Here is a 25,011-nt window from a genome sequence, read left to right on the forward strand (position 1 = left end):
AAGTCCTATGAAGGATTGCGGAGCGCCGAAGGAGTTTGTCTAAGTGATTGGAATGGTCGGCCCTGGAGGACGATTTCAGAACTTTGCTGCGGGAATTTGAGGCGGCGTAGCAGCAGTTGTGTGGCGCTCTTGGGCGCCATCCCGCCGAACGGCGATCAAGTACATGTACGAGCACGCCCTTTCGGAGCGGCCATCATGCCGGAGTGGCGGAAGACGAGTATAGTCCCCGTCTGCACCTGGATTCTGTGTCCTAGGAGTTTTCTGTTCTCCGTCGCCGCTTTCGGGCTATGATGGGACGCGAAGTTCCCCCTTTCTATATATGTATGGGCCTGTCCTAAAATGGGTCCCTTCCCCGTTTCATGAGGTCGCAACCCGGTTCCCGAGGACACAATGTTCCATCCAAGCTTCCTGGTTCCTGCGTCGAAATTCAGTAATCGTTCCGCTCATCAAGCCCGGCGCGCAACCTTTGGACGCTTGGGGAGGCTGCTTGCTCTGGCCGCGCTGCTCGCCGTGCCGGCGGCCTATGCCGCGACGCCGACTACCACGACGCTGGCCATTACCGCTGGGGGAAGCACAGTGACCTCGGTCGCGCCCGGCACGGTGGTCACACTCACGGCCACGGTTCTGGCCGGATCCACGCCGGTGAGTCCCGGCCTGGTGAACTTCTGCGACGCCAATGCCGCCCATTGCACTGACGTCCACATCGTCGGCTCGGCGCAACTCACCTCCGCGGGCACGGCTGTCGTCCGCTTCCGCCCCGGAGGAGGCAGCCATAGCTACAAGGCGGTCTTTGTGGGTACGGCGACTTATGCGTCAAGCGCGTCCGACGCCGTATCGTTCAGCATGGACGGCGCTTATCTTTCGGCCACGAGCGTGCAGGCCACCGTGAATACCTCGGGGACCGTTTCAGCCAACATCGCTGTAGACGGGCTGAGCAATCGCGAGGATGCTCCGGCTTCGATGCCCACCGGAACCGTCAAGCTGGTGGACACCTCAAACGGCAATGCTGTACTCGCCACCCAAAGCGTAACCCCGGGCAGCAGCGCGTTCGGCCTGTCGCCCGTCGTGTCTGGGCAAATACAGCCCTACGCCGCGATCGCCGTACCGGCAGACCTCAATGGTGACGGAACACCAGATCTCGCCGTCGCATCCCAAAACGCGGTGTCTCTGTCGTATTACCTCGGAAATGGCGATGGGACTTTCACGCTTGCGGACTCGGTGCCCCTCGACCCCGGCGCATCCGGGTTCAGGACCACTATCGTGGCAGTCACGGCAGGCGATTTCAATGGCGATGGCATCGTCGATTTGGCGGTTACGATTCAGATGTATAACTACGACCCCAAGAACCCGGGTCCCTACGGCGCATTCGTTACGGTTCTGCTCGGAAGAGCCGACGGCCACTGGAATGGGGCGGGCCCACAGTGGTTCCTCGCCACCTTCAGTCAACAGGGGGGGGCGGGTGGTGCGACGGTGGCGGGAGATTTCGATGGGGATGGCAACATCGACCTTGCAGTCGCCAACGATGGCGGCGAGGTGGCGATCCTGCTGGGAAACGGGGATGGAACTTTCAGGACACCCTCCTACGTCTCCACAGGTGGCTCCGATCTCGCAGCCGGGCTATCGGTAGCTGACTTCAACCAGGACGGGAACCAGGATCTGGCGGTGATCACGGGAGGCAAGGTCCAGTTGTTGTTCGGCAACGGCTACGGCGCCTTCACACTTGGGTCTCAGTCTGCACCGTCGATGAACGATCTCGTTGGCATGACAGCGGGCGATGTGAACAACGATGGAGTTCCCGACCTGGTCCTCAACAACGCAAGTTATTCTGTTTTCCTTGGAAAGGGCGATGGCACGTTTTCGCCCGGCCAACCGATCGGTACGCCGGGCGTTAATTACGGAACCGGCCCAGCGGTCATTGCAGATTTCAATAATGATGGAATTCCGGATCTGGCTACGTCCGGCCAACACCAGGTATTTACCTTCTTTGGCGCAGGCGATGGGACATTCTCCCAGAGTGCTGACATCACTGACGCGAACGCCGACTATGTTCTGGGGAACGGGACGACAGATTTCAATGGAGACGGTGTGCCGGATCTCTTCACTACCCAGGCAGAGGTTCTGCTAGTTTCCTACCTAAAACAGTCGTCCGCATCGGCAACCTTCACAGTCGCGCCCGGAACCCACAATATCGTCGGCCAATATTCCGGCGACGCCACCTACACGGCGAGCTCATCACCTGTGGCCGCGGTGCAATTCACGATTCAAACGAGCATGTCGCTCACATCGAGCCTGCAAACAGCTTTGTTGACTCAGCCGGTAACCCTCACCGCCACACTTTCGCCCTATGCGGGGTATGGCGCCACCACCGACGGGCAGACCGTCACATTCGCAATCTCCGGCGGCGCAACGCTGGGCACTGCGACTCTCTCCGGCGGAACGGCGAGCCTCACGTTGTCAACCCTGCCTCTCGGCACATCGGCGATAACCGCGAGTTATGCTGGGACGGCTCAGTTTGGGGCCAGTTCCGCCACTACCTCCGTCACGGTGAACATGGGTAAGCCCACTCTTACATTGACGAGCAGTTCCTCGTCCGTGCTGCTGGGCCAGTCCGTGACGCTGACCGCTACCCTCAGCGGATACGCCGGAAACCTGGCGGGCGAGTCCGTCAAATTTTCCGATAGCGCCCAAGGAAATATCGGCACGGCCGTACTGTCTTCGTCTGGAGTTGCCAGTTTGGTCTGGCAGCCCTCTACGGCAGGACTGCACACGGCGGTAGCCGCGTACGCCGGAGACAGCAACAACCTGGCTTCCACCAACCAAATTCCGGTCAGCGTGCTTAAGCCTGGCCAGACGGCCTCAGCCGTTACGCTCCAGGTGAACGGCAGCAGCAATCCCGGCTCCTTACCGCAAGGCACTCCCGCCGTTCTCACCGCCACTGTCACATCCAGCGGCGCTCCTGTGGCCCCAGGCACAGTCCGCTTCTGCGACCTGCAGTCTCTGAGCCAGGTCTGCAGTAACCTTGCCGCGTCGCCCACCGCGCAGTTGAACGCCACCGGCCAGGCGACGGTCACCACCCGGCTTGGACCTGGCCCCCACAACCTCGTCGCCTACTTCACAGGAACCGCTACGGCAGTGAGCGCAGAATCCACGCCGCTCGCTTTCAGCGGAGGTCCGTATGCCGCACAGTTGATCCAAACATGCGACGACGTTGTATGGCAATGCAAGCCGTCGCTTCATGCCTTGGCGCCCACCCCGGTGCTGGCTCCCACAGGAAGTGTCGACTTCGTCGACCAGTCCTTCTCAAACAAGGTGCTGGGATCTTCGCCGCCGAATTCCTTCTTGGGGTTCCACTTCCAATTCACTCAGAAGTCCTCTTCCGCGGCAGGCACCAATCCCTTCTCCATCGCTGCCGCTGATTTCAATCACGATGGCTGGCCCGACGTGGCTGTTACCAACTCCGGCGATAACACCGTAGGCATCCTGCTGGGCAACGGCGACGGTACCTTCCAGCCGCAGGTGACTTATGCGGTGGGAGCGGGCCCCTTCGCCGTGGCAACTGGGGACTTCAACAATGACGGCAATCCGGACCTGGCCGTCACCAATTTCTCCGCGAACACGGTCTCAATCCTCCTTGGTAAAACAGACGGGACATTCCAGCCGCAGCGCACTTACGCCACCGGAGGCGGTCCTGTCGCCGTCGCCGTGGGTGATTTCAACTTCGACGGACAGCTCGATCTCGCCATCGTCAACAACCTCGACAACAACGTATCCATCCTCCTCGGCAAGGGCGACGGAACCTTCCAGCCGCAGGTGATCTACGCCAGCGGGGCGGCGCCCGACGCGATCGTAATTGCCGATTTCAATGGCGACCAGATAGCCGATCTGGCCATTGCCAACAACGGTGATAACACCGTGTCTGTCCTGCTCGGCATTCGCGACGGCACATTCCAGCCGCAGACGGCGTACTCCAGTGGAGGGACCAATCCAATCTCCCTGGCCGCTGGCCTGATGAGCATGGGCGGCGTGGTTGACAACAACATGGATCTCATTGTCGGCAACACCGGCGACGGCGCCATCACCATTCTTTTCGGTAAGGGTGATGGAACCCTTCTGGCGCCGCAAACCATCTACACGCAGCCTGCGGTCCAGGCCGTCGCGACGGGAACCTTCGGCATCCAGGGCCTGACGGATGTTGCGTTTGCCTCGTCCACCCAGAACGGCGTCCTCGCGGACAACGGCAACGGCCAATACTTTGCTCACGGTATAACCCAGTCCACGGCGATCGGCATCACCGCCCTCGCCGTGGCCGACTGGGATGGCAACGGCGCCAGCGATTTTGCCTTAGTTGGCAATTCCTCGAAAGCGATGATTGCTGTTTTAAATACTTCCTTTACGGAGTGGGATGGATTGTACGTCCCTCTCAGTTTCAGCCCCCCATCCGGAACCCATAAAGTGGTTGCCGAGTACGCTGCCGATTCCAACTATCCCGCCCTTGCTTCGGCGCCGTTCACATTTAACTTGAACCCCACTTCCACCAAGCTGACGCTCAGCGCCAACCGCAACCCATCCAACTATGGCGATGCGGTAACTCTGGCCGCAACGCTGACTCCCTACTCGTTTGGCAGCGTGACCACGGACGGCGAGACCATCAGGTTCTCCAGCGGCTCAACTGTCCTGGGGACAGGTACCCTCGCCTCCGGTGTGGCCACGCTGACCACGTCGAGCCTGCCGACCGGGGTTTTGCCCATCACGGCCACCTACACCGCGGATCAATTCTTCGCCGGTTCCACCGGGTCTATGACTCAAACCGTGCGCCCGCCTACGCTCACCGTAACGGCTAGCAATGCCACGCGCGTTTACGGCACTGCGAATCCCGCCTTCACGGTAAAGGTCACCGGCGCGTTGAACGGAGATACCTTCACCACCGGCGCTGCGACAACGGCCACGCAGACGAGTTCCCCCGGTACCTTCAACATCGTGCCCAGCATCTCCGGCTCAAGCATTTCCAACTACAACGTAGTCAAGGTGAACGGCACGCTCACCATCACACCGGCCAAGCCAGACATCGCTCTCAAATCAAGCGCCGGCCAGGTCTTCCCATCTACCCCGGTCACCTTCACTGCCACCGTGTCATCCTCTGCAGGCTCGCCCAGCGGAACAGTATCGTTCTACGACGGCTCCACGCTTCTGAATAAAGCAACGCTCGCTGCAGGCACCGCCACTTACGAAACCTCTTCGCTGGCTGTAGGTGTCCACACCATCACCGCGGCGTATTCCGGTGATAGCAACTTCACCACCATCGCCAGTCCTGCGGTCACGCAAACCATCGAGAGCTTCACCATCACGGTCCCGAGCGGCGGCGACTCGGCCACCGTTTCGGCCGGCGGTACCGCCACTTACAAGTTCAACGTCGCGCCACCCAGCGGAACCAAGTTCCTCTCCGAAATCAAGTTCTCCGTCACCGGCGCGCCAAGCGGATCCACGTCCAGCTTCAATCCAACGTCCATCGCATCCGGCTCCGGGGCCACGGACGTGACCCTGACGGTGAAGGTGCCCACCAGCGCCGCGGTCGCGCCCGCGCCCTCTCCTTTCCGAACGCGGGCTCTGCCCATTGCTCTTGGACTGCTGGTACTGCCGTGGCTACTACCTGTGCGGCGCCGCGCACGGAACTGGTTGCTCCCGTTGTTGCTCGTCGTGTTCGGCCTCGCAAGCCTGGGCCTGGTCAATGGCTGCGGTGGTGGCAGTTCAGGCGGTAGCGGTGGAGGCGGTGGCGGACAGCCGCAAACTTATAACCTCACAGTTTCCGCGACCACCGGTTCGCTCTCTCAAACCACCAAGCTCACCCTCACCGTGAACTAGCGTCAGGCGACGAATCGGCTATATCGGCGCGCAGATTCGATATTTCAGCGGGAGTCCAGCTGAAGCGAAGGTCACGCACCACAGCGACGATGTTTCCGGATAGATGAAAGGTGGGACTGAGCCTCAGCAATCAGTAAATGCTGAGGAAACCCGACGGCGTAAGTCTTTATCCTGCTTACAGAAAGCCGTTCGACCTGATTGTGAAAAGAGCGAAAAATGAAGAATGGTCGGGGAGAGAGGATTTGAACCTCCGACCCCCTGGTCCCGAACCAGGTGCTCTACCAGGCTGAGCCACTCCCCGACATGGTGGTGAGACGCGATCACAAAGGACTTGCCTGGTGTCTTTCAGTCCACTTGATCGGCTTGTTCAGTGTAACAGAAAGTGCGGGTTGCACGAGTGCGGCTGCGGTGCGGCCTCCGGCGCGAAGTGGCTGCGGGATTGTGAGTTCTTGCAGCTGGAGCAGATCTGAATCTGGATCTGAATCGCGGGCTAGACGGTTCGAGACTTCACGGCATCTGAGGGGGAGTAAAGCCTTTGATTGGGCTTTGCGCCGGAGCGCGCTGATGTCGCCGGAAGAACTTTCGAGACCGCAGATTGCGCGTTTGGCGGGACTCTTCAACGAACGAGACGCGAGAAGGATACGAGATGGCGAAGAGAGCAGAGAGCAGGAATATCGATTTCACGGACAGCTCGGTGCGGCAGGTGCGCGAAGGTGACGTTGCCAGCGAGGATGCGCTGGATCGGCTGGAGCAGATTACAGGCGGTGCGGACGAGCCGCTGGCTGTTCGCGGGGACCTGGCGCGGGAGACGGCGAAACTGGATGCCGAGACGGAAGAGGAAGTGGATGCGCTGAAGGTGAACCTGACGCAGGACGATGACAGCCGCCGGAATACTCGCTACGGGACGGGTGTGATTGCCGATGACGTAGCGCAGGCACGGATTGCGGGCGAGACTGAGGTGGGCGAGGACCTGGACGATAAAGGTGTGAAACCAGTGGTTCCGGGGCGGGAAGACACGAGCGCGCGCATTCGCCGGCGGCATCCGCAGACAGTGGCGCGGGCGCAGGATGTGGTGGAAGGGAACGTGGAGGAGACGCGCGAGGAGAGCCGGACCGATCGCAAGGTGGACGAGGGGACGGCGGCGTGAAAGGCAGGGATTAGGGATTAGGGATTAGTAAGGCAGCGGCAGAGTAATAGAGTGAGTGGCTTCCCGCCCCGCTAAGAGCGGGACGGGAAGCTGGTGTTCGCGATTCTTTAGGGATCGCGTTTTTGTTGGATTCGGGTGTTTACTGATCAGTATAAACACGTATTCGATGTTGAAACGACTTGTTTTGTAGCTATGGAATTCAGTATGTAGCTATCTATTCTGTATTGTGCATGTTGCGCAATTTTTGGCGAAGATAGGGAGAAGTAAAAACAGGGGGGGGGTAGCTAATTTTCTAGTAACCCCCATTACCTTTCAGTACCCCCTTTCGTCCAGGTTGCCGCCGGGGCCTGCACCTCCGGCTTCGGGGGCGGGTTTGGGCAGGGCGTTCATGGCGATCTGGGCGGCATAGAGGAGCTTGGCGCCCTCGGGTTTGGTGACGATTTCGAGTGCCATGGCGCGGCCGATGCAGGCGATGTAGGCGCAGACCGAGGTGCGGGCGGTGAGGTTGGGCAGGGCACGCATGAAGGCTTCCTTCGCCTTGTCGCGGGCTTTCCAGATTTCCAGGCCGCGGGCCTTTTCGGCTGCCAGGGTGTCTTCGTAGGCTGCGTTGCAGAGTTTGACGATGGAATTGAGGACTGTGGTGTGTGAGGCTACGCCGGTGGTGGTCGTGGTCATGTTGGGTTCCTTTTCCGTGGCACCTGCGGTGCGGCCACTGCGGCTTTCGGCGCCAACCGTCCTCAGGTGGATTTCTGCGGGTTTATGTTGAGTATTCCTGGCTGGTGGAGAGCCCCGAGTAGTGGGATGGAGTACGCGGAAACAGCGGGTTCTTCTTCGCTGCGCTCCTCAGAATGACAAATTGTGATGGTGGGTTTGGGTGCGCTCCGCTAAGAGCCCGGAAAAACAAATGCCCGCCGGTGCCGGCGGGCATTTGTTTTTCTTCCTTATATTTAGTATGGCAGATTTGAAGAGTAATCGGCAATAAGTTTTCCACATTTTCTAGTGATTAGATTCAGCGGGTTAGATCGTTTTTCCACAGGTGAGGGGGCTTGACAAGATTTTGGGGGGAGGCGGTTTTGGAGCGTGTCCCGGGGTTTTTGGAGGGCCTGTAATCGCGGCCTGGGACTTCCGCCAAAACTCCAAGTAACCGACAACTGCCTCACACCCTTTTCAGAGGCTCAGAGAAATGGGCACGGCCGTCGCGGGGGAACTCCCAAAATGCAAAGGCAACGGCAACCGCGGATCCCTCGGCTGCGCATCGGGATGACAGTTCTGTAGTGGAGCGAGCAGGTAACAGCAGGTCCTTCTGCGCTCAGGATGACAAAGTTGTGTTTTCAGTTATTGCGCGGTGAAGCCGCCGTCGACGGCGAGGGCGTGGCCGACGACAAAGGCCGCTCCGGGGCTGCACAGCCAAAGAACGGCCGAGGCTACCTCCTCGGCTGTGCCAAGGCGGCCGATCGGCTGCATCTTCATGATGTCTTTCATGGCATCAGGCTCCTTCGCGAGCATTTCTGCGACCATGGGCGTGTTGATGGTGCCGGGACATACCGCGTTGATGGTGATGCCTCGCGACGCATACTCCAGGGCCGCGCTTTTGGTGAGACCGATCACGCCATGCTTGGCGGCGTGATAGATGGCGCGTCCCGGGAGGCCGATGAGGCCGCCGATGGACGAGTTGTTTACGATGGCGCCGGAGCCTTGGTTGCGCATCTGTCGGAGCTCATATTTCATGCACATCCACACGCTCTTGAGATTGATGGCCGTCACGCGATCGAATTCCTGACTCTCTGCGTCTGCTGTTTCGATAGCGGGGCTTTGCACGCCGGCGTTATTGAACGCGGCATCAAGGCGGCCGAATTCGGCAACGGTCCTTTCGACCATCGCGCGGACCTGCTGCTCATTGGTTACGTCGCAACGAATGGCCATGGCTTTGTGTCCCTCTGCTCGCAGATCCTCCGCGGCCTTCTGCACGAGAGCTTCATCGCGATCGGCAAGAGCGACGGCAGCGCCCTCTTCCGCGAAGGCACGCGCGGCGGCGAGACCCATTCCCTGCCCTGCGCCAGTGACGAGCGCGACTTTGTTCTCGAACCACAGCTTCATTGGTGAACTCCTCTTATGTTCAAATCTCCGGGGACAGTTCCACCTTAAGCCCGATGGCCGTTTTTCCGGTTTCCCGATCGTGCCGATAGCTTGCCTGATCCTGCCGATTGTGAGGGGATGCGGCAAGCCGCGAGTTATTACTGGGGTGGCATTGTCAGATTCCCTGACGGGAATGACAGAAAGAGAAGCAACGGCAAAAACTCAGGCTGGGTGGGATGCGTGGTCTCCCACCCTTTCGCAAAGGCGCGAAAGGATGGGGCACGGGTGGTCGTGGGGACCTCTCAAAGAGCAAAGGCAAGAACGACCGCAGATCCCTCGACTGTGTCTTGAGATGGCACTGCTGTCGAGGGACTACATCAGAGGGTCTTGATGTAGTCGGCCAGGGCTTTGGCCTTCTCGGCGGTTGCGCCCGAGAAGTGCTTGTTGTGGGGAGCCTTCTTCGCGGGGTCACCCTTGGCGAGGAGGCTGGCGATGTCGTCGGCGCTCATGCTGGTTCCCTTGAGGGCCGGCCCCATCTTGCCTTCGCCGGCGGGGCCGTGACAGCCCGCGCACTTCGATTTGTAGACTGCGGCTGGATCCTTGGCCCAGGCTGAGGTGGAGACGAGCGACAGAGATAGAACGACAAGTCCGATGGCTAGTTTTTTGCTCATGGGAAGTTCGACCTCGGCTGTTATTGAAGCGCCGGGGAGGGATGGGAGGGGATTGGCAAAAGTGACAGGCGGCACCTGCGGTGCGGCCACTGCGCCTTCGCCGGCACCTGCCGTGCGGGCGACCGCGCCTTCGGCGCCATTCGAGGCTGGGTGGGGCCTGAGGTCTTCTGTCCTCGCGACGGAAAGGAGTCGCGAGGGTGTGATGGCGCTCGTGGGGCATGGAGCTCGAACCCGTTAGGATTTTAGGCTTGGCCTCCGGCGGAAACCTTGTGAGAATGGGCGATGTCAGGGATGGGCGAAACGGACTTGGAATCGATACGCTCATGCTTCGCTTCGGCAGGCAAGCCCGTCGCAATTAGACGCGGGGGGCCACTCATCTGAACAGGAGAGGGTATGGCGGAGATCACGGAGAATGCCTTCAACCCAACCACCGATCCTGGGAAGCTGAAGGGGTTCCTGGAAAGCATCGGATCCTTCAGCGAAGATCTGATCCTTTGGTTCAATGTCGGGCAGAAGCTCTACCACTACACGAATCTCGAGGGCCTGCTCGGTATCCTTTCTAAAAACGATTTGTGGCTCACACACGCACAGTATTGCAACGACGAACAGGAGCTGACGCACGGGCTGCAGTTGACGCGCAAGGTCATCGAGGAACAGGCCCAGGGCGCCGACCCCAAGCGCAAGAGTTATCTGGAAGAACTACTCAGCCTGCTAACAGAGCCCAAGCTTGATCCCGTCTACGTCTGCTGCTTCTGCGAGCGAGATGATCTGCTGAGTCAGTGGCGTGCTTACGCCGCAAATGCGACCGGCGTAAGCATTGAGTTCGAACCGGCGAACTTTTCGTATATAACGGGTCCGGACTGTCCTCCGACTGTGGGTCTGATGCGGTTTTGGAAAGTGTTCTATTCGCCAGAAACTCAACAAAAGATCATTCGAAGCGCGATCAATTACTATCCGTTTTTCGATCAAGCGGCGGCGCCCAGCGATTGGGCCAAATGGACCGCGGAGGCAATCCGCTTCTTTATTCCGACGTTCAAGAACAAGGATTTTGTAGGGGAAGAGGAGTGGCGCCTCATTTTCACTCCGGCGAGCGGAGGCCCTGTTAAACCTTCTTACCGGGTGCGAGGGGGGATGCTGGTGCCCTACTACAGCCTGATCGAGCTCTGTCGTCAATTGGGACTGCCTGACCAGAAACTTCCGTTGGCATCCGTGCGGATCGGCCCCAGTCCGAACAAGCGTCTGAATGCAGCGAGCGTGCGGATGATGCTGGACCGGCACGGCTACGAGTCCGCCCGTGTCGAGCTTTCGGATACTCCGTATCGTGGTTAAAGCACCTGGCACCTGCCGTGCGGGCGGCTGCGCCTTCGGCGCCGTTCGTGCCTGGGTTGGGGTTTGTGGCTCTTTGTCCTCGCGACGGAAAGGAGTCGCGAGGGTGAAGCGGCGCTCGTCGGGGCGTAAAACGCGAACGCGGACCTTGCGGTCCGGCACCTGCCGTGCGGGCGGCTGCGCCTTCGGCGCCGTTCGTGCCTGGTTGGGGTTTGTGGCTCTTTGTCCTCGCGACGGAAAAAGAGTCGCGAGGGTGAAGCGACGCTCGTCGGGGCGTAAAACGCGAACGCGGACCTTGCGGTCCGGCACCTGCCGTGCGGGCGGCTGCGCCTTCGGCGCCGTTCGTGCCTGGTTTGGGGGTTTGTGGCTCTTTGTCCTCGCGACGGAAAAAGGGTCGCGAGGGTGAAGCGGCGCTCGTCGTGGTGTGAAACGCGAACGCGGACCTTGCGGTCCGCTTTCCACGTTCTCTTTCTATTTGGGTACTTATTGGCCTGACTGAAGTCAGGCCCTGATTACAAAGCCATCGGTTCGTTGGTGGGAAGTCCACTCCCCGGTCCCCAGAAGCTAGGGACCAGGGGCACCCGCGTTACGCTCACTCCTCTACTGCTTCTTCTCGTCGGGGGGTGGGGGGACGGCGTTGGGGAAGATGCCTTCGAGGGGTTCGCGGAGTTTCTGCTCCTGTTCGGGGTTGGGGAGGGGCTTGCGCGGGAGCATCTGGTCGCGCTGGGCGGCGTTGTAGAGGAAGATGGCCTCCACAGTGGCGATCTGCTTGAGATCGGCGGCCTGGAGGCGCTCGTAGGTGTCCATGTTGGAGTGGTGGGTGCGGGTTTCGTAGTCGAGGTCGTCCTGGATGAACTGGAAGCCGGGGATGCCGACGGCGTCGAAGGAGAGGTGGTCGGTTCCGCCAGTGTTGCGGTTGGTGATGGTGGTGACGCCGAGGTCGCGGAGAGGGGCGATCCACTGGGCGAAGATGGGCGCGATCCCGCTGTTGCCCTGGGTGTAGACGCCGCGGATTTTGCCGGAGCCGTTGTCGACATTGAAGTAGCCGGAGATGAGTTTCTGCTCGGGCTTGACTTCAAGCGGACCGGCGGCGCGGCGCATGAATTCGGGCAGGGCTAGCTGGTCAGGCGCGGTGGAGGTTTTGGCCGAGCCGTAGTGGATGGAGCAGTAGCCCTTGGAGCCGAAGAGGCCTTGTTCTTCGCCGGTCCAGAGGGCGATGCGGATGGTGCGGCGCGGCTTGACACCGAGGGCTTTGAGGATGCGGACGGCTTCCATGGCGACGACGGTGCCTGCGCCGTTGTCGGTTGCGCCGGTGCCGGCGATCCAGGAGTCGAGGTGGCCGCCGACCATGACGACTTGTTCTTTCAGCTTGGGATCGGTGCCGGGGATTTCGGCGACGGTGTCAAAGCCGTGTTCGTGGTCGCCGGTGAATTTGGTTTGGACGTCGAGCTCGACGCTGGTTGGGACGTGGGCCTGGGTGAGGCGATAGAGGCGGCCGTAGCTCTCGATAGCGGCGACGATGACGGGGATTTCGACTTTCTTGTCGGCGAGGTAGGGGGTGCGGCCGAGGGTTGCGCCGTTGTCGTCAAAGAAGGTTCCGCCGGAGCCACCGCCGCGGCCACCGTCGCGGCTGGGCTCGATGACGGCGGCGACTTTTTCATCGGCGAAGAATTTGGCGATCTTGTCGATGCGGTGGCCGCGCTCGATGTAGGCGCGGATGCGGGCCTGCATCTCAGGCGAGAGGCCGGCGGCATTGGCGCTGACGGGGAATGCGGCGAGGTCTTCGAGTTCCTTGTCGGTGTAACGCTCGAAGAGGGCTTTATCGAGGGGCGGGACGTCACGCATGGCGCCGAAGAGAACGATTTTTCCGGCGAGCTTGCCCTTGTACTGATCGAAGTCTTTGTCATCGTCAATTTTGACGTAGGTGACTTCGGCGGTGATGGGGCCGCTGGTGGAGGGGGACCAGGGGGTGGCCTGGACGATGAGGACGGCAGTGTCCGGCGAAGTCATGCGGGCCCAGGTGTTGAGCTGCTGCCAGCCGAGGCCGAACTCGCCCCAGTCTTCGAGATGGGCGTTTTCGAGGCCGATTTTGGTGAGGGTGTCGCGGGTCCACTCGTTGGCTTTTTTGGCGTTGGGCGAGCCGGTGAGACGGGGGCCGATGCCGTCCATGAGGGCGGAGGCGAACTCCATGACGTGGGAGTGGTTGAGGCCTTCGTCGCGGATGCGCTGGTACATGGCGAGGTCGAGGGTTTCAGTGGCGGGCTGGACTTCGGCGTAAGGGTCGGTCTGAGCGGGCTCAGGCGCGGCTTTGGTCTTTGACTTGGCCTGACCCGATGCGCTGAGCGGGGCGTAGAGAGAGACAGCCGCGGAGAGGAGGGCCGCGGCGAAAAGGCGGAAGAGATTCATGTGTGATTGGCTCCGGAAAAGATGGGGAGATCTAACGCTGGAATTCTAGGTCAGCACCTGCGGTGCGGCCAACTGCGGCTTCGCCGCCATGTGGGCAGGTGTTGTTCTCAGCTTAGCGATTTCTTCGCCCTCGTTTGCGCTCAGGGTCAGGATGACGGATTTTTGGTGGAGAGGATGGCTCGGTGGGGTCGTGGTCTCCCACCCTTTCGCAGAAGACGCGAAAGGATGGGGCACCCTTGATCGTGCTGGAACTGACGCCGCCCACATCTCCAGACCGAAAAGACTGTCTGGAGATATGGGGCACCCGGCACCCGGGTTCGTGCGGGAACTCACGGGGGCAAGCGGCTCTAGTCGGACTTGCCGTCGACGGCGGCGGGGAGGTCCAGGGCTACGAGGGCGAATTTGGTTTTGCCGGTGTCGGCTGACTCAAAGCCTACGATGTGCTGGTGGCGGCGGGAGCCGGCCTTCAACTGGTAGCCGGAGTTGTGGCTGTAGTCGTGATCGTTGAATTTGAAGTGCTGGTTCTTGCCGTTGTCTTCGCAGGTGAGGCCCTCGCGGGTGGTGGTGGGGGTGCCGACGGGGGAGTTGCCGTCGCAGGTGATGACGTCGCCGTAGCGGCCCAGAGCATTTTTATAGAACGCGGTGACCTTCTCTTTGGAGTCGGCGGTCTGGTATTTGACGACGCGGACGCGCATCTGCCACTCGCCGAAGCCGAGGTGGACGTCGGCGGATTTGTCGTTCTTGCCGGGGCCGTTGACCTGGTCGGCGCCCGGGTAGGTGGGCAGGCCGAGGTCGGAGGCGGAGAGCTGGTCAGTATTAACGTGGACACCGCCGAAGGGGGTGTCGACCTGCACGGTTTTCTCCTGGCCGTTGGCGTCTTTGTCGACGCGGACCCGGCAGCCGGGGAGTGCCGCAACGAGGAGGGCAAGCGCGGCTGCGAGGGCGAGTTGGGATGCTGATCTCATGGGGTCAATGCCTCTGGGAGTGATTACGCCGGTAGGGCCGTAAAGGTTCCTTGGGGATTTATTCAGGAGTCTTTGTATCACTTTTGGCGGGTGGGGGGCGTCGCGCGGGGGCTTAAAAAGCTGCGGAAAACGCTCTTGTCAGGCGCGAAGGCGCCCGAACGATACCCCTCCAGGGGTAAAGCTCCAATCATTTTTGGCTTTTGGGCACGGCTAAACAGCTTGCCGAAGAAATCGAAATCAGGCCTTTTCAGCGAGGCAGCTTTGGCAGGGCCTAAAGGCCCAGGATCAACCAGTGGAGGGCATGCGGGCTGCCTGAAGGCAGCCCCTGATACAAGGCCTGTTCCGAATGTTTTTAAGCAAGCTGTAAAGTCATGCCCTTTCGCGTTTCGTGGCCAATTTGAGTTTTTCCGAAGCCCGTAAAGCCCCCGTCGATTTGGGGGAGCGGCGGGAGGGCCGCCTGAAGGCAACGCCTGATACGAAGCGCACTGCTGCGCGGGCGGAAGGCGAGGTACTCGTGGGGAACGAGTGAGGATTTAGTGGGCGTGGCCGTGTTCGTTGTGGGCGTCGTCAGGGCGGCTGCTGGTGGCGAAGAGGATCGACGCGAGGAAGGCGACAACGATTGCGGTGACGACGACGTAAGGGGAAGTGATGTCCATCGGGCGACAGGCTCCTTGATTTTTAGATTAGCAAAGGACGGTCGTCGGATGTCGGCGATGTGGCCACGGGAACGGATTGAGCGGCCTCGATCAGGTCGATTTTCGCGGGCCTCCGGCTTTGCGTTTGCGCAGCGCGAACCGTACCAGACGCCGGGTTTCGAGCTTGTCCGCGTGACCGAAGAGCAGAGTGGTGAATTGATGGAAGAACGAGGCCGCCATCAACAGGTGTGCGGCGGTCTTTGCGTCTACGTCGGGATCGATGCGTCCGAGTTTCTGTTCCCGCTCGATATAGGTGGCCAGCGTGGCGATGCCGCGGTGGGGTCCTTTTGCGGAATCGCTGAGGGACTGGCGAAACCGGATGAGGAGTTCGGACTCGGACATCAGGGAGCAAAGCATGGGAGTGACACGCACGTGGAAACGGCCGAGCGCATCGACCGCGTCCATCAGATTGCGCTCGGGCTCGCCGACGCCGACGTTATTCACCAAGCTGTGCAGTGGAACGAGCATCTCAGGCAGGCTCTGCTGCAAGACTTCGAGGACCAGCGAGAGCCTGTCTTTGAAGTGGACATAGATTGCGCCTTCCGAGCAGGGGACAGCCTCAGCGATTGCCCGGGTGGTCATTCCATTAAGGCCACGCTCCCGAAGAAGCTTCTCTGCTGCGATGACAATTTCAGTCCGGCGACTGGGCCGGCCTCGCTTGCTGGTCACTTTACCGACTCCTGGAGCAGTTTCGTGGTGTCATCTTGTGTCCGATGCAGGAATACTGCTAGTCTCGCATTAGTGAGTGAACGCTCACTAATACACAATAGGGGGCTGCATGAATAGGGGCGCGCTGGGCAGGTATGTTCTCACGTTCGTTCTGGTGGGCGGAGCGGCGATGTCTTTTCTATTGGATTGGAGCGCCAATCACTTGCTCAATCCACTGTGGCATCCGCATGCGCGTTACCACGGCGCGATTTTACTGTTCTTGTTTGCGGGAACGGCAGGGGTGGCGACCTGGCTGCTTTGGCGTCCTTCAAAGGAACGGCGGGTGGCATTCACCGTGGCGGCCTTGCTGTCGCTTGCATACTGGACGCCGTTTTTTTACGTCCCTTCTCTGCTGCCTCAGTCCTCCTATTGGGCGGGAATACCCGGCCATGAGCCACGCATAGGCGGGACGACTGTGTATCCGAATCTGGTGGTGGTGGGTGTCTTTGTCGCGCTCACCGCGCTTGGATGGGGTCTGGGATATTTCGCCGCGGAGGAAGGGGCGAAGGTGTGAATAGCTGCCTCTAAGTCAGCAGGCCCTTGACGCGTCCCCCTAGCGCTGACTGTGTCTGCTTGGCGGGGAAGAGTCTTTCGAGCCAGCCCAGGTCTGCATCGACCGTTACGTCCCTGTCGGTGACATCGACGAAGCCCTTGATCGGGTTGCTCATGAAGCCGACCTTCGCGTCGAAGGAGAAGTCCAGCCTGCTTCCGGTCCATTTGCGTTGCTCATTCACGATCTTGATGGGGATGTTGCCGAGGCCACGAAACAGGTCGTCGAAAGAGCGGTCGAGGTCCCGTACGATTTCTTCTTTGCGGCGGTTGTGGGATACGGTCACGCGCATAGGGGTCTCTTGCTTGGATGCGGAATGAGCCTTGGCTGGGAGGTTGCGCTCCGTTGGGGGAACAGTGCGGGGCTATCGGGAGAGTTGAAGCAGGTCCTTCACTCCGTTCAGGATGACAAATTTGTGGGGGAACGGACGGAGGGCCGGGTGGGGTTGGTGGTCTCCCACCCAAGCAGAGCTTGGATGGGGCATCCACTTCCGTGCTGGAACGCTGAGCGGCTGGGTGGGGTTTGTGGACTCCCACATCTCCAGACCGGAAGACTGTCTGGAGATATGGGGCACCCAAGTTCGTGCGGCTACTTCTGCGCGGCGACGTTGGGGTAGTCGACGCGGAGGGTGAGGATTTCATAGGGGTGGATGGGGGCTTTGACTACGTCGCCCTGCACGGGGATCGGTTGGCCCTCGGGGGCTTCCATCATGTTGGTGATGGTTGCGCCGGTTGCGCCGGGGGGGACGTGGAACTCTACGTCGCTTCCCTTCCCTGCCCACTCGTAGACGCGGAAGATCAAACCGTTGGTGTCTTCCGCTTTCTTGAGGGCGGTGAGAACTACGTTAGGCGAGCTGACGCTGGCGAAGGAGTGCTGCGCGGGCAGGGCGCCGGCATGGGCGGTGGTGACGACGGCGGTAAGCGGGTAGTTGTACTCGTAGCCGCGGCGGACGGTGTTGGCGTCTTTCCAGGTGCCGGCGTGCGGGTAGAGCGCGTAGCGGAAGTGGTGGTGGCCCATGTCGGCTTCAGGGTCAGGCCACTTGGGCGAACGGAGAAGCGAGAGGCGGAGGACGTTGCCGACGGCGTCGTATCCGTACTTGGTCTGGTTGAGGATGGCAAGGCCGTGCTTTCCGTCTCCCAGGTCAGCCCAGCGGAGGCCGGTGACTTCGAACTGGGCCTTCTCCCACGAGTTGTTGCGAGTTGTGGGGCGGTCGATGGTGCCGTAGGGGATTTCGTAGGTGGCGAAGGGGCCGCTGGCCGCGAGCGGGAAGGCGGCTTTGAGGAGGATGTGGGATTCGTGCCAGTCGATCTGGTTGTCGATGTCGACGGAGTCGCCTTCGGCTGAGAGGGCGAGATCCTGCACGAACTTGGACTGCTGGAAGTGGCGGGTTACGCGGATGTAGGGCTCGGCGGCTTTGACGAGCTCGACGGAATCAGCCTGCGCGATGGTCTGGGGGGCTTTGTCGAGGGTGCCGGGATCGATGTTCCAGGCGTCGTAGTCCTTGGGCGTGTCCTTGAAGAACTGGAGCTGGTTGCCGCAAGCGCCGGAGGCGAGGGTTTCGAAGCTGGACTTCTTGTCGTAGAGGCTGGTGATGCAGCCGGTGCCCTTGTCGACGGAGATGCGGATGGTGTCGTTCTCGAGGGTGATGGCGTTGCCGGCCTCTTTGGCGGTGGCGTCGGCGTGCTCGGGCTGGGACTTGCCGTTGCCGAGCCAGACCACCTTGTAGCCGAGGGCGGGGACGTGGAGGACGTGGAGTTTCACGTCGGCTGCGTCGGTGGCGGAGTCGGGGGTGACTTCGACGATCTGGGCGCCGTTGGCGGTGAGGCCGGACTTGCCGGACGCGAGATGGACGGTGACTTCGCCGGAGCGCTCCCAGCTAAGCGGGTTGTAGACGACGACGGGGGTGCCTTTGCCGTCGGTGTTGATGCGCTCGTCGACGGTGTCGAGGGAGGCGGCGCTGATTTCGTTGGTGGAGTAGCGGACTACGTCGTAGTCCTTCTGCGCGTCTTTGTAGATGACGCCGATGCCGGAGCCGGCGGCGAGGTCGTGGAACTGGTTGAAGAGGACCTTCTTCCAGTCTTCAGTGAGCTCATTGCCGGGGTAGGCGCGGCCCTCGGACTTGTCTGATAAGACCCAGGCAAGCGAGGCCCACTTCTCGGCGTTGAGCATCTGTTCTTCCGAGTCGCGCATGTTCTTTTTGTGGTTGGCCTGTGAGGTCATGACGCCGCGGTGGTACTCGAAGTAGAGCTCGGATTTCCAGGTGGGGATGGAGATCTTACCTTCGACGGCGGGGGGTGGGGTATAGCCCTTGGCGATGGACTGGTAGTTCCATTCGGGGCTCTTGTCGGCAACCTGCTTCTCGACGGAGGAGAAGAAGGGCTGGGCGAGGCCGAACTCGATTTTGGGCATGACCTTGGCGGGGGTGGAGGGGGTGCCCCAGTGGAAGCCCTGATCGAGGATGGCGCGGGTGGGGCCGCCGCCGTGGTCGCCGATGCCGTAAAGGTCCATCATCTCGCTCATGCCGGGGGCGCGATCGCGGGCCTGCACGGTGTCATGCGAGAGGCGGATGGGATCGAGGTTGTTGTTGGCGTAGTCGTGGGGGAAGTAGGTGAGGACCTTGGAGCCATCGGGGCTCTCCCACCAGAAGAGCTTGAAGGGGAGCTGGTTGGTGTCGTTCCAGGTCATCTTCTGGGTGACGAAGTAGTCGACGCCGGACTTTTTGTAGATCTGGGGGAGCTGCCAGGTGTAGCCGAAGGAGTCGGGGTTCCAGCCAATGCGGACGTCGACGCCGTAGTTCTGCTTATACCAGCGCTTGCCGACGAGGAGTTGGCGGACAAGGGATTCTCCGTCGGGCATGTTGACGTCGGGCTCGACCCACATGCCGCCGACGACCTCCCAGCGGCCTTCCTTGATGCGGGCTTTGATCTGGTCGTTGAGGTCGGGATACTTGTCGGCCATCCACTCGTTGTAGGCGGCGGCGGACTGGGTGTAGGTGTACTGAGGGTACTCGTACATCAACTGGAGCGCGGTGCCGAAGGTGCGCTTGACCACGTCGACGGTTTCGGTCCAGGGCCAGAGCCAGGCGGCGTCGATGTGGGAGTTGCCGGAGAGATGCCATGTAAAGGTTTGCATCAGGGGCAACAGGGTTTCGAGCTTCTGGTGCGAGGCTTTCAGGCTGGCGTCGAAGGCGGCCTGATTTTTGGCGTCGAGGGCCTTGGTGTCGACGGCGGCGATGGCCTGGTTGAGGGTCGCCATGGGACCTACGTCCGACTTGGCGAGCGACGGGACAAGGAGCGCGCCGGCGAGGAACTCGGTGCGGAGGTCGTCAGGGTTGGGGCGGTTCTCAGGGAAGTCGATTTTGAGGGTGGCGCCGCGGATGCCCTTGGTGTCGACGGTGTGGAGGACCTTGACGGCTACCGTAACTTTTTCGCCGGGCTTGGCGGAGTCGAAGAGGACGACGGGCTCGAGGTCATCGCCGAGAGCGACGCGGCGGCCGTTGAAGTAGAGGATCTCGGGCATAGGGCCGTTGGCGTTGGCGTGAAATTCGAACCAGATGCGGGCGCCGGTGAGGTCGTAGCCGTTGAGGGTGTTGGGGACTGTGTAGGTCTGGCGGAACCAGACGGCGTCATTGGGGGCATGGCCGGGGATCTTCTGCGTCTCCCAGGAGGAGTCGTCGAAGTTGGCGGCTTCCGCGTGCGGGACGTCGCCGGCGTGGGTCTTCCATGCGCCGTCAGGGAGATGGCCGAGGAGGGTGAGGCGGGTGATGACGGACTGTGATTCTTTGGGAAGCTTGCCGGCGACGCGGGCGACTTCGGCGGCGACGCGCTGTTCTTCAACGAGGGTCTGAGCGGGGAGGGTGGGAGGGTTGATTGCGGCGAACAGGCCAAGGGCCATGAGTGCGGCAGAAAAACGCTTGAAGGAGGATGTCATGTGTTTTCGTACCCCGGAAAAATCTTAAATGCCGGGGGGTTAAAAGCAGGGAATGGGAATAGAAAGGCAGCCGTTAGGGGTTGGTAAGGCAGGGGAGACATGAAAAGGCCGGGGGAACTGAGCAGTTCCCCCGGCCGGTTGTGAGTGGAAATCGATCTACTTGCCGTTTCTGCCGTTGGGCGAGCCGAGACCTGTGCAGAGGTCCCAATTCGCTGTGTCCCGGGTCGACATGTAGTAGTTGCAGAAGCCGTATTGAATGTCCTTGAAGGCAGATCCATAAGTGGTCGCGTTGGTGGAGGTGTTGTAGAGCCTTGTGAGCTCCACCTGGGTGCTGACCGGCCAGGAGGCATTCGCGTTGTTCGCATAGTTGAGGACGCCCGCCCAGACTGGCGCCGCTACGCTGGTTCCGCCGACGATGTACCAATCACCGTAGTAGTAGTAATCCTGCGGGAAGGTGTCGTAGACGTAGACGCCGGTATAGGGGTTGGCAATTGCGGCCACGTCAGGAGTGGCCCGCACTCCATTAGCAATGGCGTGGACTGCGGGAATGGAGCTCTGGAAGGAGGGCTCGGCTTCGACCGTGCTGCGGCCGCTGCCGCCGTCATCCCAGCCGATCTCGTACTGCAGGTTGCCGTTTGTGAGGCTGCGGGAGATGGTGGTACCGCCGACGGAAATGACGTAGGGCGAGGTCGAGGGCCAGATCGGCCCAGGCTCGTCACCGGCTGAGGCAGTGAAGACCACGTTTTTGCTATTGGCGGTGGCGAAGGTTGCGTCGTAGGTGGTCTGGCCGGAGAACTCGCTGCCGCCCCAGCTCATGGAAACTTCACCGTATCCGGTGGGGCTGGCACCGCAAGCGCCCGCTGTGGTGGTGAAATTGCCGCACTGCACGATGTTGATGGCTTCCTGAACGGCCGCCATGAGGTTGGTGTAGTTGTTGTCGTACGACTCTACGAGATAGATGTTGGCGTTGGGCGCCATGGCGTGTGCGTATTCGACGTCAAGAGCCGATTCCAATTCCCAGCCGCCGCTGGAGTCAAGCAGCGGGGTGTATCCGCCGGCATAGACGACGTGGAACTTGGAAACGCTGAAGGGCAGGCCGAACTGGGACGAGAAGTAGGCAAGGTCGGCTGCGGCTTCGGGGTTATCGAAGGCGTCGACGATGGCGATAGTCTTGCTGCCGCCCGTGGAAACCGCCAAGGAAGTACTGAGCGGATTGCACCCTGCGGTATAAGCGGCCAATGCATACCAGCAGGCGAGAGACCCAGGAGTCTCATACGGATATCCGCTGTAGGGCGGAGGGAAGAGCGGGTTGGCAGTGTTGCTGGGGGTGATGAAGCGAACGTTGGTGTGCGCTTTCTTTCCGGTGTCTGTGGGCGCAGGCCTGCTGCTGGCTGGGACGAGGACTTGTCCGGAGAGGCGGGCTGCGGAGTAGCCAGGGGTGGACGAGGTGACGGTACCGCCGCCGGCTTTGATCTGAGCGGTGGCAGAGGCAACGATCAAGCTAATGCCGAGGAAGGCGCCAGCGGCGAGGGCGCGGCGCACTGTGGAGAGCTGCATGGTTATTCCTCCGATGTGACTTACGGCCGTTTAGGTTCAGGGGCTGCGACGAGCAGTTCCCAACGGGGGAGGCTGGACGGTGGCCTAACGGATTCCAGGAAGGGCCACGGCCAATACCTGTCTATCTAACCGGTGGTGTGAGCAGGCAAAACGTGACACTGCAAGGCGAACGCCCAATTTATCCCTGCTCTATCCAGTTGATTCCGTGTCCTAGGAAAGCCGCTACAAGATGTACAGGGGGTAGAGGAGAAGTGTCAAGAGAATTTAGGTACTTATAAGTCCGGATTACGTGGGGATTTCCCGATTTTGAAAACCAGTTGACTTCTAAACGAAATGAGGGATGCGCGCGGTGAATTTGCGATTGGTTGGAGGCGGTGCGGAGGGTAGGCGGATCGCCGCCCGGTGCGGGCATGAGCGGGACGTTTGAACTTAGATATCGCTCTTTGCCCGCACTGCACAGAAGTGCCGTGGGGAGCCGCGTCTGATCTTTTTGGATCGGATTGATCTGCTTTCAAAGATAACGCGGTTATATGCGCAGAAGTATGAGAAGACGCTGATTTCTATGTAGGGTGATTAGAAAGGGACATGTAGGAAAAACATTACATTAGTAATTGAAGGTAACCAAACTACAACTTATTCGACTAGGTCATTGGTGATGGCATAGCGAATAAGTTGGGCGTTGCTCTTCATCTTCATCTTCTCAAGGATGCGGGTGCGGTAGGTGCTGACGGTTTTGACAGAGACGTGAAGGCGCGCGGCGATTTCGGTGAGGGGAATTCCGGCGGCGATCATGCGGAGGACCTCGTGCTCGCGGTCAGAGAGCATTTCGTGGGGAGGGGTTCCGGCAGGTTGATCGATGCTGGCGACGAGCTTTTCAGCGAGTGCGGGGCCGACGTAGCGACCGCCGCCGATGACCTTGCGGGCGGCAAGAGCGATTTCAGCAGAGGCACTCTCGTTGTCGATGTAGGCGGAGGCGCCGGCGCGCAGGCAGCGGAGGGCGAGTTGTGCGGCGGACTGCATGCTGGTCATGATGACGGGCAACCGGGGGTAGAGCCGTTTGACGTCGTGGAGGACGTCGAGGCCGGAGCGGCCGGGCAGGTCGACGTTGAGTACGACGAGCTGGGGTGCGGAATGGGCGAGGAGAGCGAGAACCTGGTCGCCGCTGGCTGCCTCAACGAAGACAGGGGAGGGCAACGCTTCAGCGAGGATCTCGCGAAGACCGCGGCGCATGACGGCATGATCATCGGCGATCAGGATGTTCATGGAAGTGTGCCCGCTGCATTGCCCGAACAGACGGCGGCTTGAGGAACAGCTTAGGGCGTATTCGGAAGTTCCAATTGTGATGGGCGTCACGTGTGGGGGCTGGTTGGCCGGGTCTTTCGACCGTATTGGCTCATTCGTCAGAGGATGTCCTCAGGCTGTGCTTAGTGCCAGCAACCAGCCTGAGGACGCGGGTTCCGCGGGATAGGACCGTTGGACCGGAGGGTAGCTGGTAGTTTGGGAGGGCACTGGTTATAGTTGGATGGTTCCAATGAGGATGACTCGACCATGATGAAATGTGGCACCTGGCTTGCGTTGGCGGCGGTTTGCTTTGTGTGTGTGGCGAAGGCGGAGGCGGCCGATGCATGCGCCGGGCTCAGCGATCTGAAGATTGACGGCGTGGAGATTACGAAGACCGCGGCTGTGCCGGCGGGCACGACGATTCCAGGGCCGTATCCGGGCTCTCCGGCGATTGGGCCGCTGCCGGCGCATTGCCGTGTGGATGGAGTGATCAATCGGCGCAAGGGCGTTGGCGGCGAGGAGTTCGGGATCGGGTTTGCGGTGGCGCTGCCGGAGAAGTCTGCGTGGAATGGCGACTTCATGATGCAGGGCGGAGGCGGCGGCAATGGCACCGTCGGGTATCCCACGGGCGCGAACAACGCGGGCGATAAGCCGGCACTGGTGCGCGGTTTCGCGGTGGCGAGCACCGACACGGGGCACAAGGCGAAAACAGGTGGGTTCGATTTCAACTTCATGCACGATCAGCAGGCGTACCTCGACTTTGCCTTCATGGCGAACGCCGAGGTTGCGGGCGTGGCGAAGCAGATCATCGCGCACTACTATGCGAAGCCAGCTGCGTATGCCTATTTTGTCGGCTGCTCGACGGGCGGGCGCGAAGGAATGATTCTTTCGCAGCGGTATCCGACGGTGTTCAACGGGATTGTGTCGGGTGATCCGGCGATGAGGACGGGACGGTCGAACCTGGCGATCGCACAGTGGATTCCGGTGGCGTATAACCAGGCTTCGCCGAAGGACGCGGCGGGCAAGCCGGAGTTGGACAAGTTTCTGACGGATGGCGATCGCAAGGTATTTATGGACGCGCTGCTGAAGAAGTGCGACGCGAAGGACGGCGTGGCCGATGGGATGATCTTCGATCCGATGGGCTGCGATTTCGATCCGGCTGAGGTGGCGTGCAAGGCGGGCGCGAGCGACGGGTGCATTGCGCCGGAGAAGGTGGCCGCGATCAAGAAGGCGTTTGCCGGTCCGAAGAATGCGTACGGGACGGAGATTTATCCGGGCTTTCTGTACGACACAGGCATCGTAGCGAAGGCGCCGATTTCGGGGCTGCTGAACATGGGCACACGCGGGATCTTCGGGCCTTATACGACGGCGACCGAGATCGACATGGACAAGGCGGCGCTGAATTCGAATGATCCGCTGGTGGAACCGGCGTCGACGAACATGTCGACGTTCTCAGGCAATGGCGGGAAGTTGATCTTCTTCCATGGCGACAGCGATCCTTGGTTCTCGCCGCTGGATACGCTGGAGTATTACAAGTCGCTGGCGGAGCCGAATGGCGGCGCGGAGAAGGTGGCGACGTGGAGCAGGATGTTCCTGGTGCCGGGCATGGGGCACTGCGGCGGCGGGCCGGCGCTGGATAACTTCGACATGCTGAGCGCGGTGGTGAACTGGGTGGAAAAGGGCACGGCTCCGGATGCGGTGGTGGCGACGGGGAAGGCGTTTCCGGGACGCAGCAGGCCGTTGTGCGCTTATCCGGAGCACGCGCAATACGCGGGTTCGGGGGATACGCAGGACGCGCGGAATTTTCAGTGCAAGTGAGGCGGGCGTGCGCGGGTGAGCG

The 25,011-nt window shown here is 60.9% G+C and carries 16 protein-coding genes and 1 tRNA gene; 5 read left to right on the forward strand and 12 right to left on the reverse strand.

Features of this window, described 5'->3' with window-relative positions; genetic code table 11:
- The first annotated feature begins 474 nt into the window (after positions 1 to 474).
- Positions 475 to 5,859, forward strand: a complete 5,385-nt coding sequence (locus tag MOP44_RS01130; protein WP_260794057.1) for an FG-GAP-like repeat-containing protein — start codon at positions 475 to 477, stop codon at positions 5,857 to 5,859.
- 224 nt (positions 5,860 to 6,083) lie between these two features.
- Here the strand turns inward: MOP44_RS01130 and MOP44_RS01135 are convergent.
- A tRNA-Pro gene (locus MOP44_RS01135) sits at positions 6,084 to 6,160 on the reverse strand.
- Positions 6,161 to 6,505: 345 nt separating this feature from the next.
- Here MOP44_RS01135 and MOP44_RS01140 point away from each other — a divergent pair.
- Entirely contained in the window at positions 6,506 to 7,006 is a 501-nt protein-coding gene (locus MOP44_RS01140; RefSeq protein WP_260794058.1) for a hypothetical protein, read from the forward strand.
- Between the two features lie 312 nt (positions 7,007 to 7,318).
- Here the strand turns inward: MOP44_RS01140 and MOP44_RS01145 are convergent, their stop codons facing one another.
- The 3 genes from MOP44_RS01145 to MOP44_RS01155 all read right to left on the reverse strand — a co-directional run bounded on the left by MOP44_RS01145 (position 7,319) and on the right by MOP44_RS01155 (position 9,753).
- On the reverse strand, positions 7,319 to 7,681 hold the full coding sequence (locus tag MOP44_RS01145) for a hypothetical protein (protein WP_260794059.1): 363 nt from the start codon (positions 7,679 to 7,681) through the stop codon (positions 7,319 to 7,321).
- 660 nt (positions 7,682 to 8,341) lie between these two features.
- Positions 8,342 to 9,103, reverse strand: coding sequence for a glucose 1-dehydrogenase (locus MOP44_RS01150; protein ID WP_260794060.1), 762 nt, complete (start codon positions 9,101 to 9,103; stop codon positions 8,342 to 8,344).
- A gap of 356 nt (positions 9,104 to 9,459) precedes the next feature.
- Entirely contained in the window at positions 9,460 to 9,753 is a 294-nt protein-coding gene (locus MOP44_RS01155) for a c-type cytochrome (protein WP_260794061.1), read from the reverse strand.
- Positions 9,754 to 10,146: 393 nt separating this feature from the next.
- Here MOP44_RS01155 and MOP44_RS01160 point away from each other — a divergent pair, with 393 nt between their 5' ends.
- Positions 10,147 to 11,082, forward strand: coding sequence for a DUF2971 domain-containing protein (locus MOP44_RS01160; protein ID WP_260794062.1), 936 nt, complete (start codon positions 10,147 to 10,149; stop codon positions 11,080 to 11,082).
- A 597-nt stretch (positions 11,083 to 11,679) separates the two neighbouring features.
- On the opposite strand, the gene MOP44_RS01165 is transcribed toward MOP44_RS01160, so the two are convergent.
- The 4 genes from MOP44_RS01165 to MOP44_RS01180 form a co-directional block, all read right to left on the reverse strand.
- Positions 11,680 to 13,485: a M20/M25/M40 family metallo-hydrolase gene (locus MOP44_RS01165; RefSeq protein ID WP_260794063.1), complete on the reverse strand. Its 1,806-nt coding sequence runs from the start codon at positions 13,483 to 13,485 to the stop codon at positions 11,680 to 11,682.
- Positions 13,486 to 13,832: 347 nt separating this feature from the next.
- A complete protein-coding gene (locus MOP44_RS01170; RefSeq protein WP_260794064.1) occupies positions 13,833 to 14,450 on the reverse strand; it encodes a hypothetical protein in 618 nt (205 codons plus the stop codon).
- A 533-nt stretch (positions 14,451 to 14,983) separates the two neighbouring features.
- Entirely contained in the window at positions 14,984 to 15,106 is a 123-nt protein-coding gene (locus tag MOP44_RS01175; protein ID WP_260794065.1) for a hypothetical protein, read from the reverse strand.
- Positions 15,107 to 15,196: 90 nt separating this feature from the next.
- Positions 15,197 to 15,814 (reverse strand): TetR/AcrR family transcriptional regulator, encoded by a 618-nt coding sequence (locus tag MOP44_RS01180; RefSeq protein ID WP_260794066.1) that lies wholly within the window; start codon positions 15,812 to 15,814, stop codon positions 15,197 to 15,199.
- A gap of 109 nt (positions 15,815 to 15,923) precedes the next feature.
- Here MOP44_RS01180 and MOP44_RS01185 point away from each other — a divergent pair, with 109 nt between their 5' ends.
- A complete protein-coding gene (locus MOP44_RS01185; protein WP_260794067.1) occupies positions 15,924 to 16,367 on the forward strand; it encodes a DUF6640 family protein in 444 nt (147 codons plus the stop codon).
- A 10-nt stretch (positions 16,368 to 16,377) separates the two neighbouring features.
- Here MOP44_RS01185 and MOP44_RS01190 read toward each other — a convergent pair whose 3' ends face one another.
- The 4 genes from MOP44_RS01190 to MOP44_RS01205 all read right to left on the reverse strand — a co-directional run bounded on the left by MOP44_RS01190 (position 16,378) and on the right by MOP44_RS01205 (position 23,153).
- The gene (locus tag MOP44_RS01190; protein WP_260794068.1) at positions 16,378 to 16,695 is read right to left on the reverse strand and encodes a hypothetical protein; all 318 of its coding nucleotides are present in this window, start codon (positions 16,693 to 16,695) and stop codon (positions 16,378 to 16,380) included.
- A 296-nt stretch (positions 16,696 to 16,991) separates the two neighbouring features.
- On the reverse strand, positions 16,992 to 20,333 hold the full coding sequence (locus MOP44_RS01195; RefSeq protein WP_260794069.1) for an alpha-mannosidase: 3,342 nt from the start codon (positions 20,331 to 20,333) through the stop codon (positions 16,992 to 16,994).
- 156 nt (positions 20,334 to 20,489) lie between these two features.
- Positions 20,490 to 21,890 (reverse strand): S53 family peptidase, encoded by a 1,401-nt coding sequence (locus MOP44_RS01200; RefSeq protein ID WP_260794070.1) that lies wholly within the window; start codon positions 21,888 to 21,890, stop codon positions 20,490 to 20,492.
- A gap of 633 nt (positions 21,891 to 22,523) precedes the next feature.
- Positions 22,524 to 23,153: a response regulator gene (locus tag MOP44_RS01205; RefSeq protein WP_260794071.1), complete on the reverse strand. Its 630-nt coding sequence runs from the start codon at positions 23,151 to 23,153 to the stop codon at positions 22,524 to 22,526.
- Positions 23,154 to 23,438: 285 nt separating this feature from the next.
- On the opposite strand from MOP44_RS01205, the gene MOP44_RS01210 reads away from it, so the two are divergent.
- Positions 23,439 to 24,989, forward strand: coding sequence for a tannase/feruloyl esterase family alpha/beta hydrolase (locus MOP44_RS01210; RefSeq protein ID WP_260794072.1), 1,551 nt, complete (start codon positions 23,439 to 23,441; stop codon positions 24,987 to 24,989).
- Positions 24,990 to 25,011: the final 22 nt, after the last annotated feature.

The organism is Occallatibacter riparius (genome assembly GCF_025264625.1).
GTDB classification, from domain to species: domain Bacteria; phylum Acidobacteriota; class Terriglobia; order Terriglobales; family Acidobacteriaceae; genus Telmatobacter; species Telmatobacter riparius.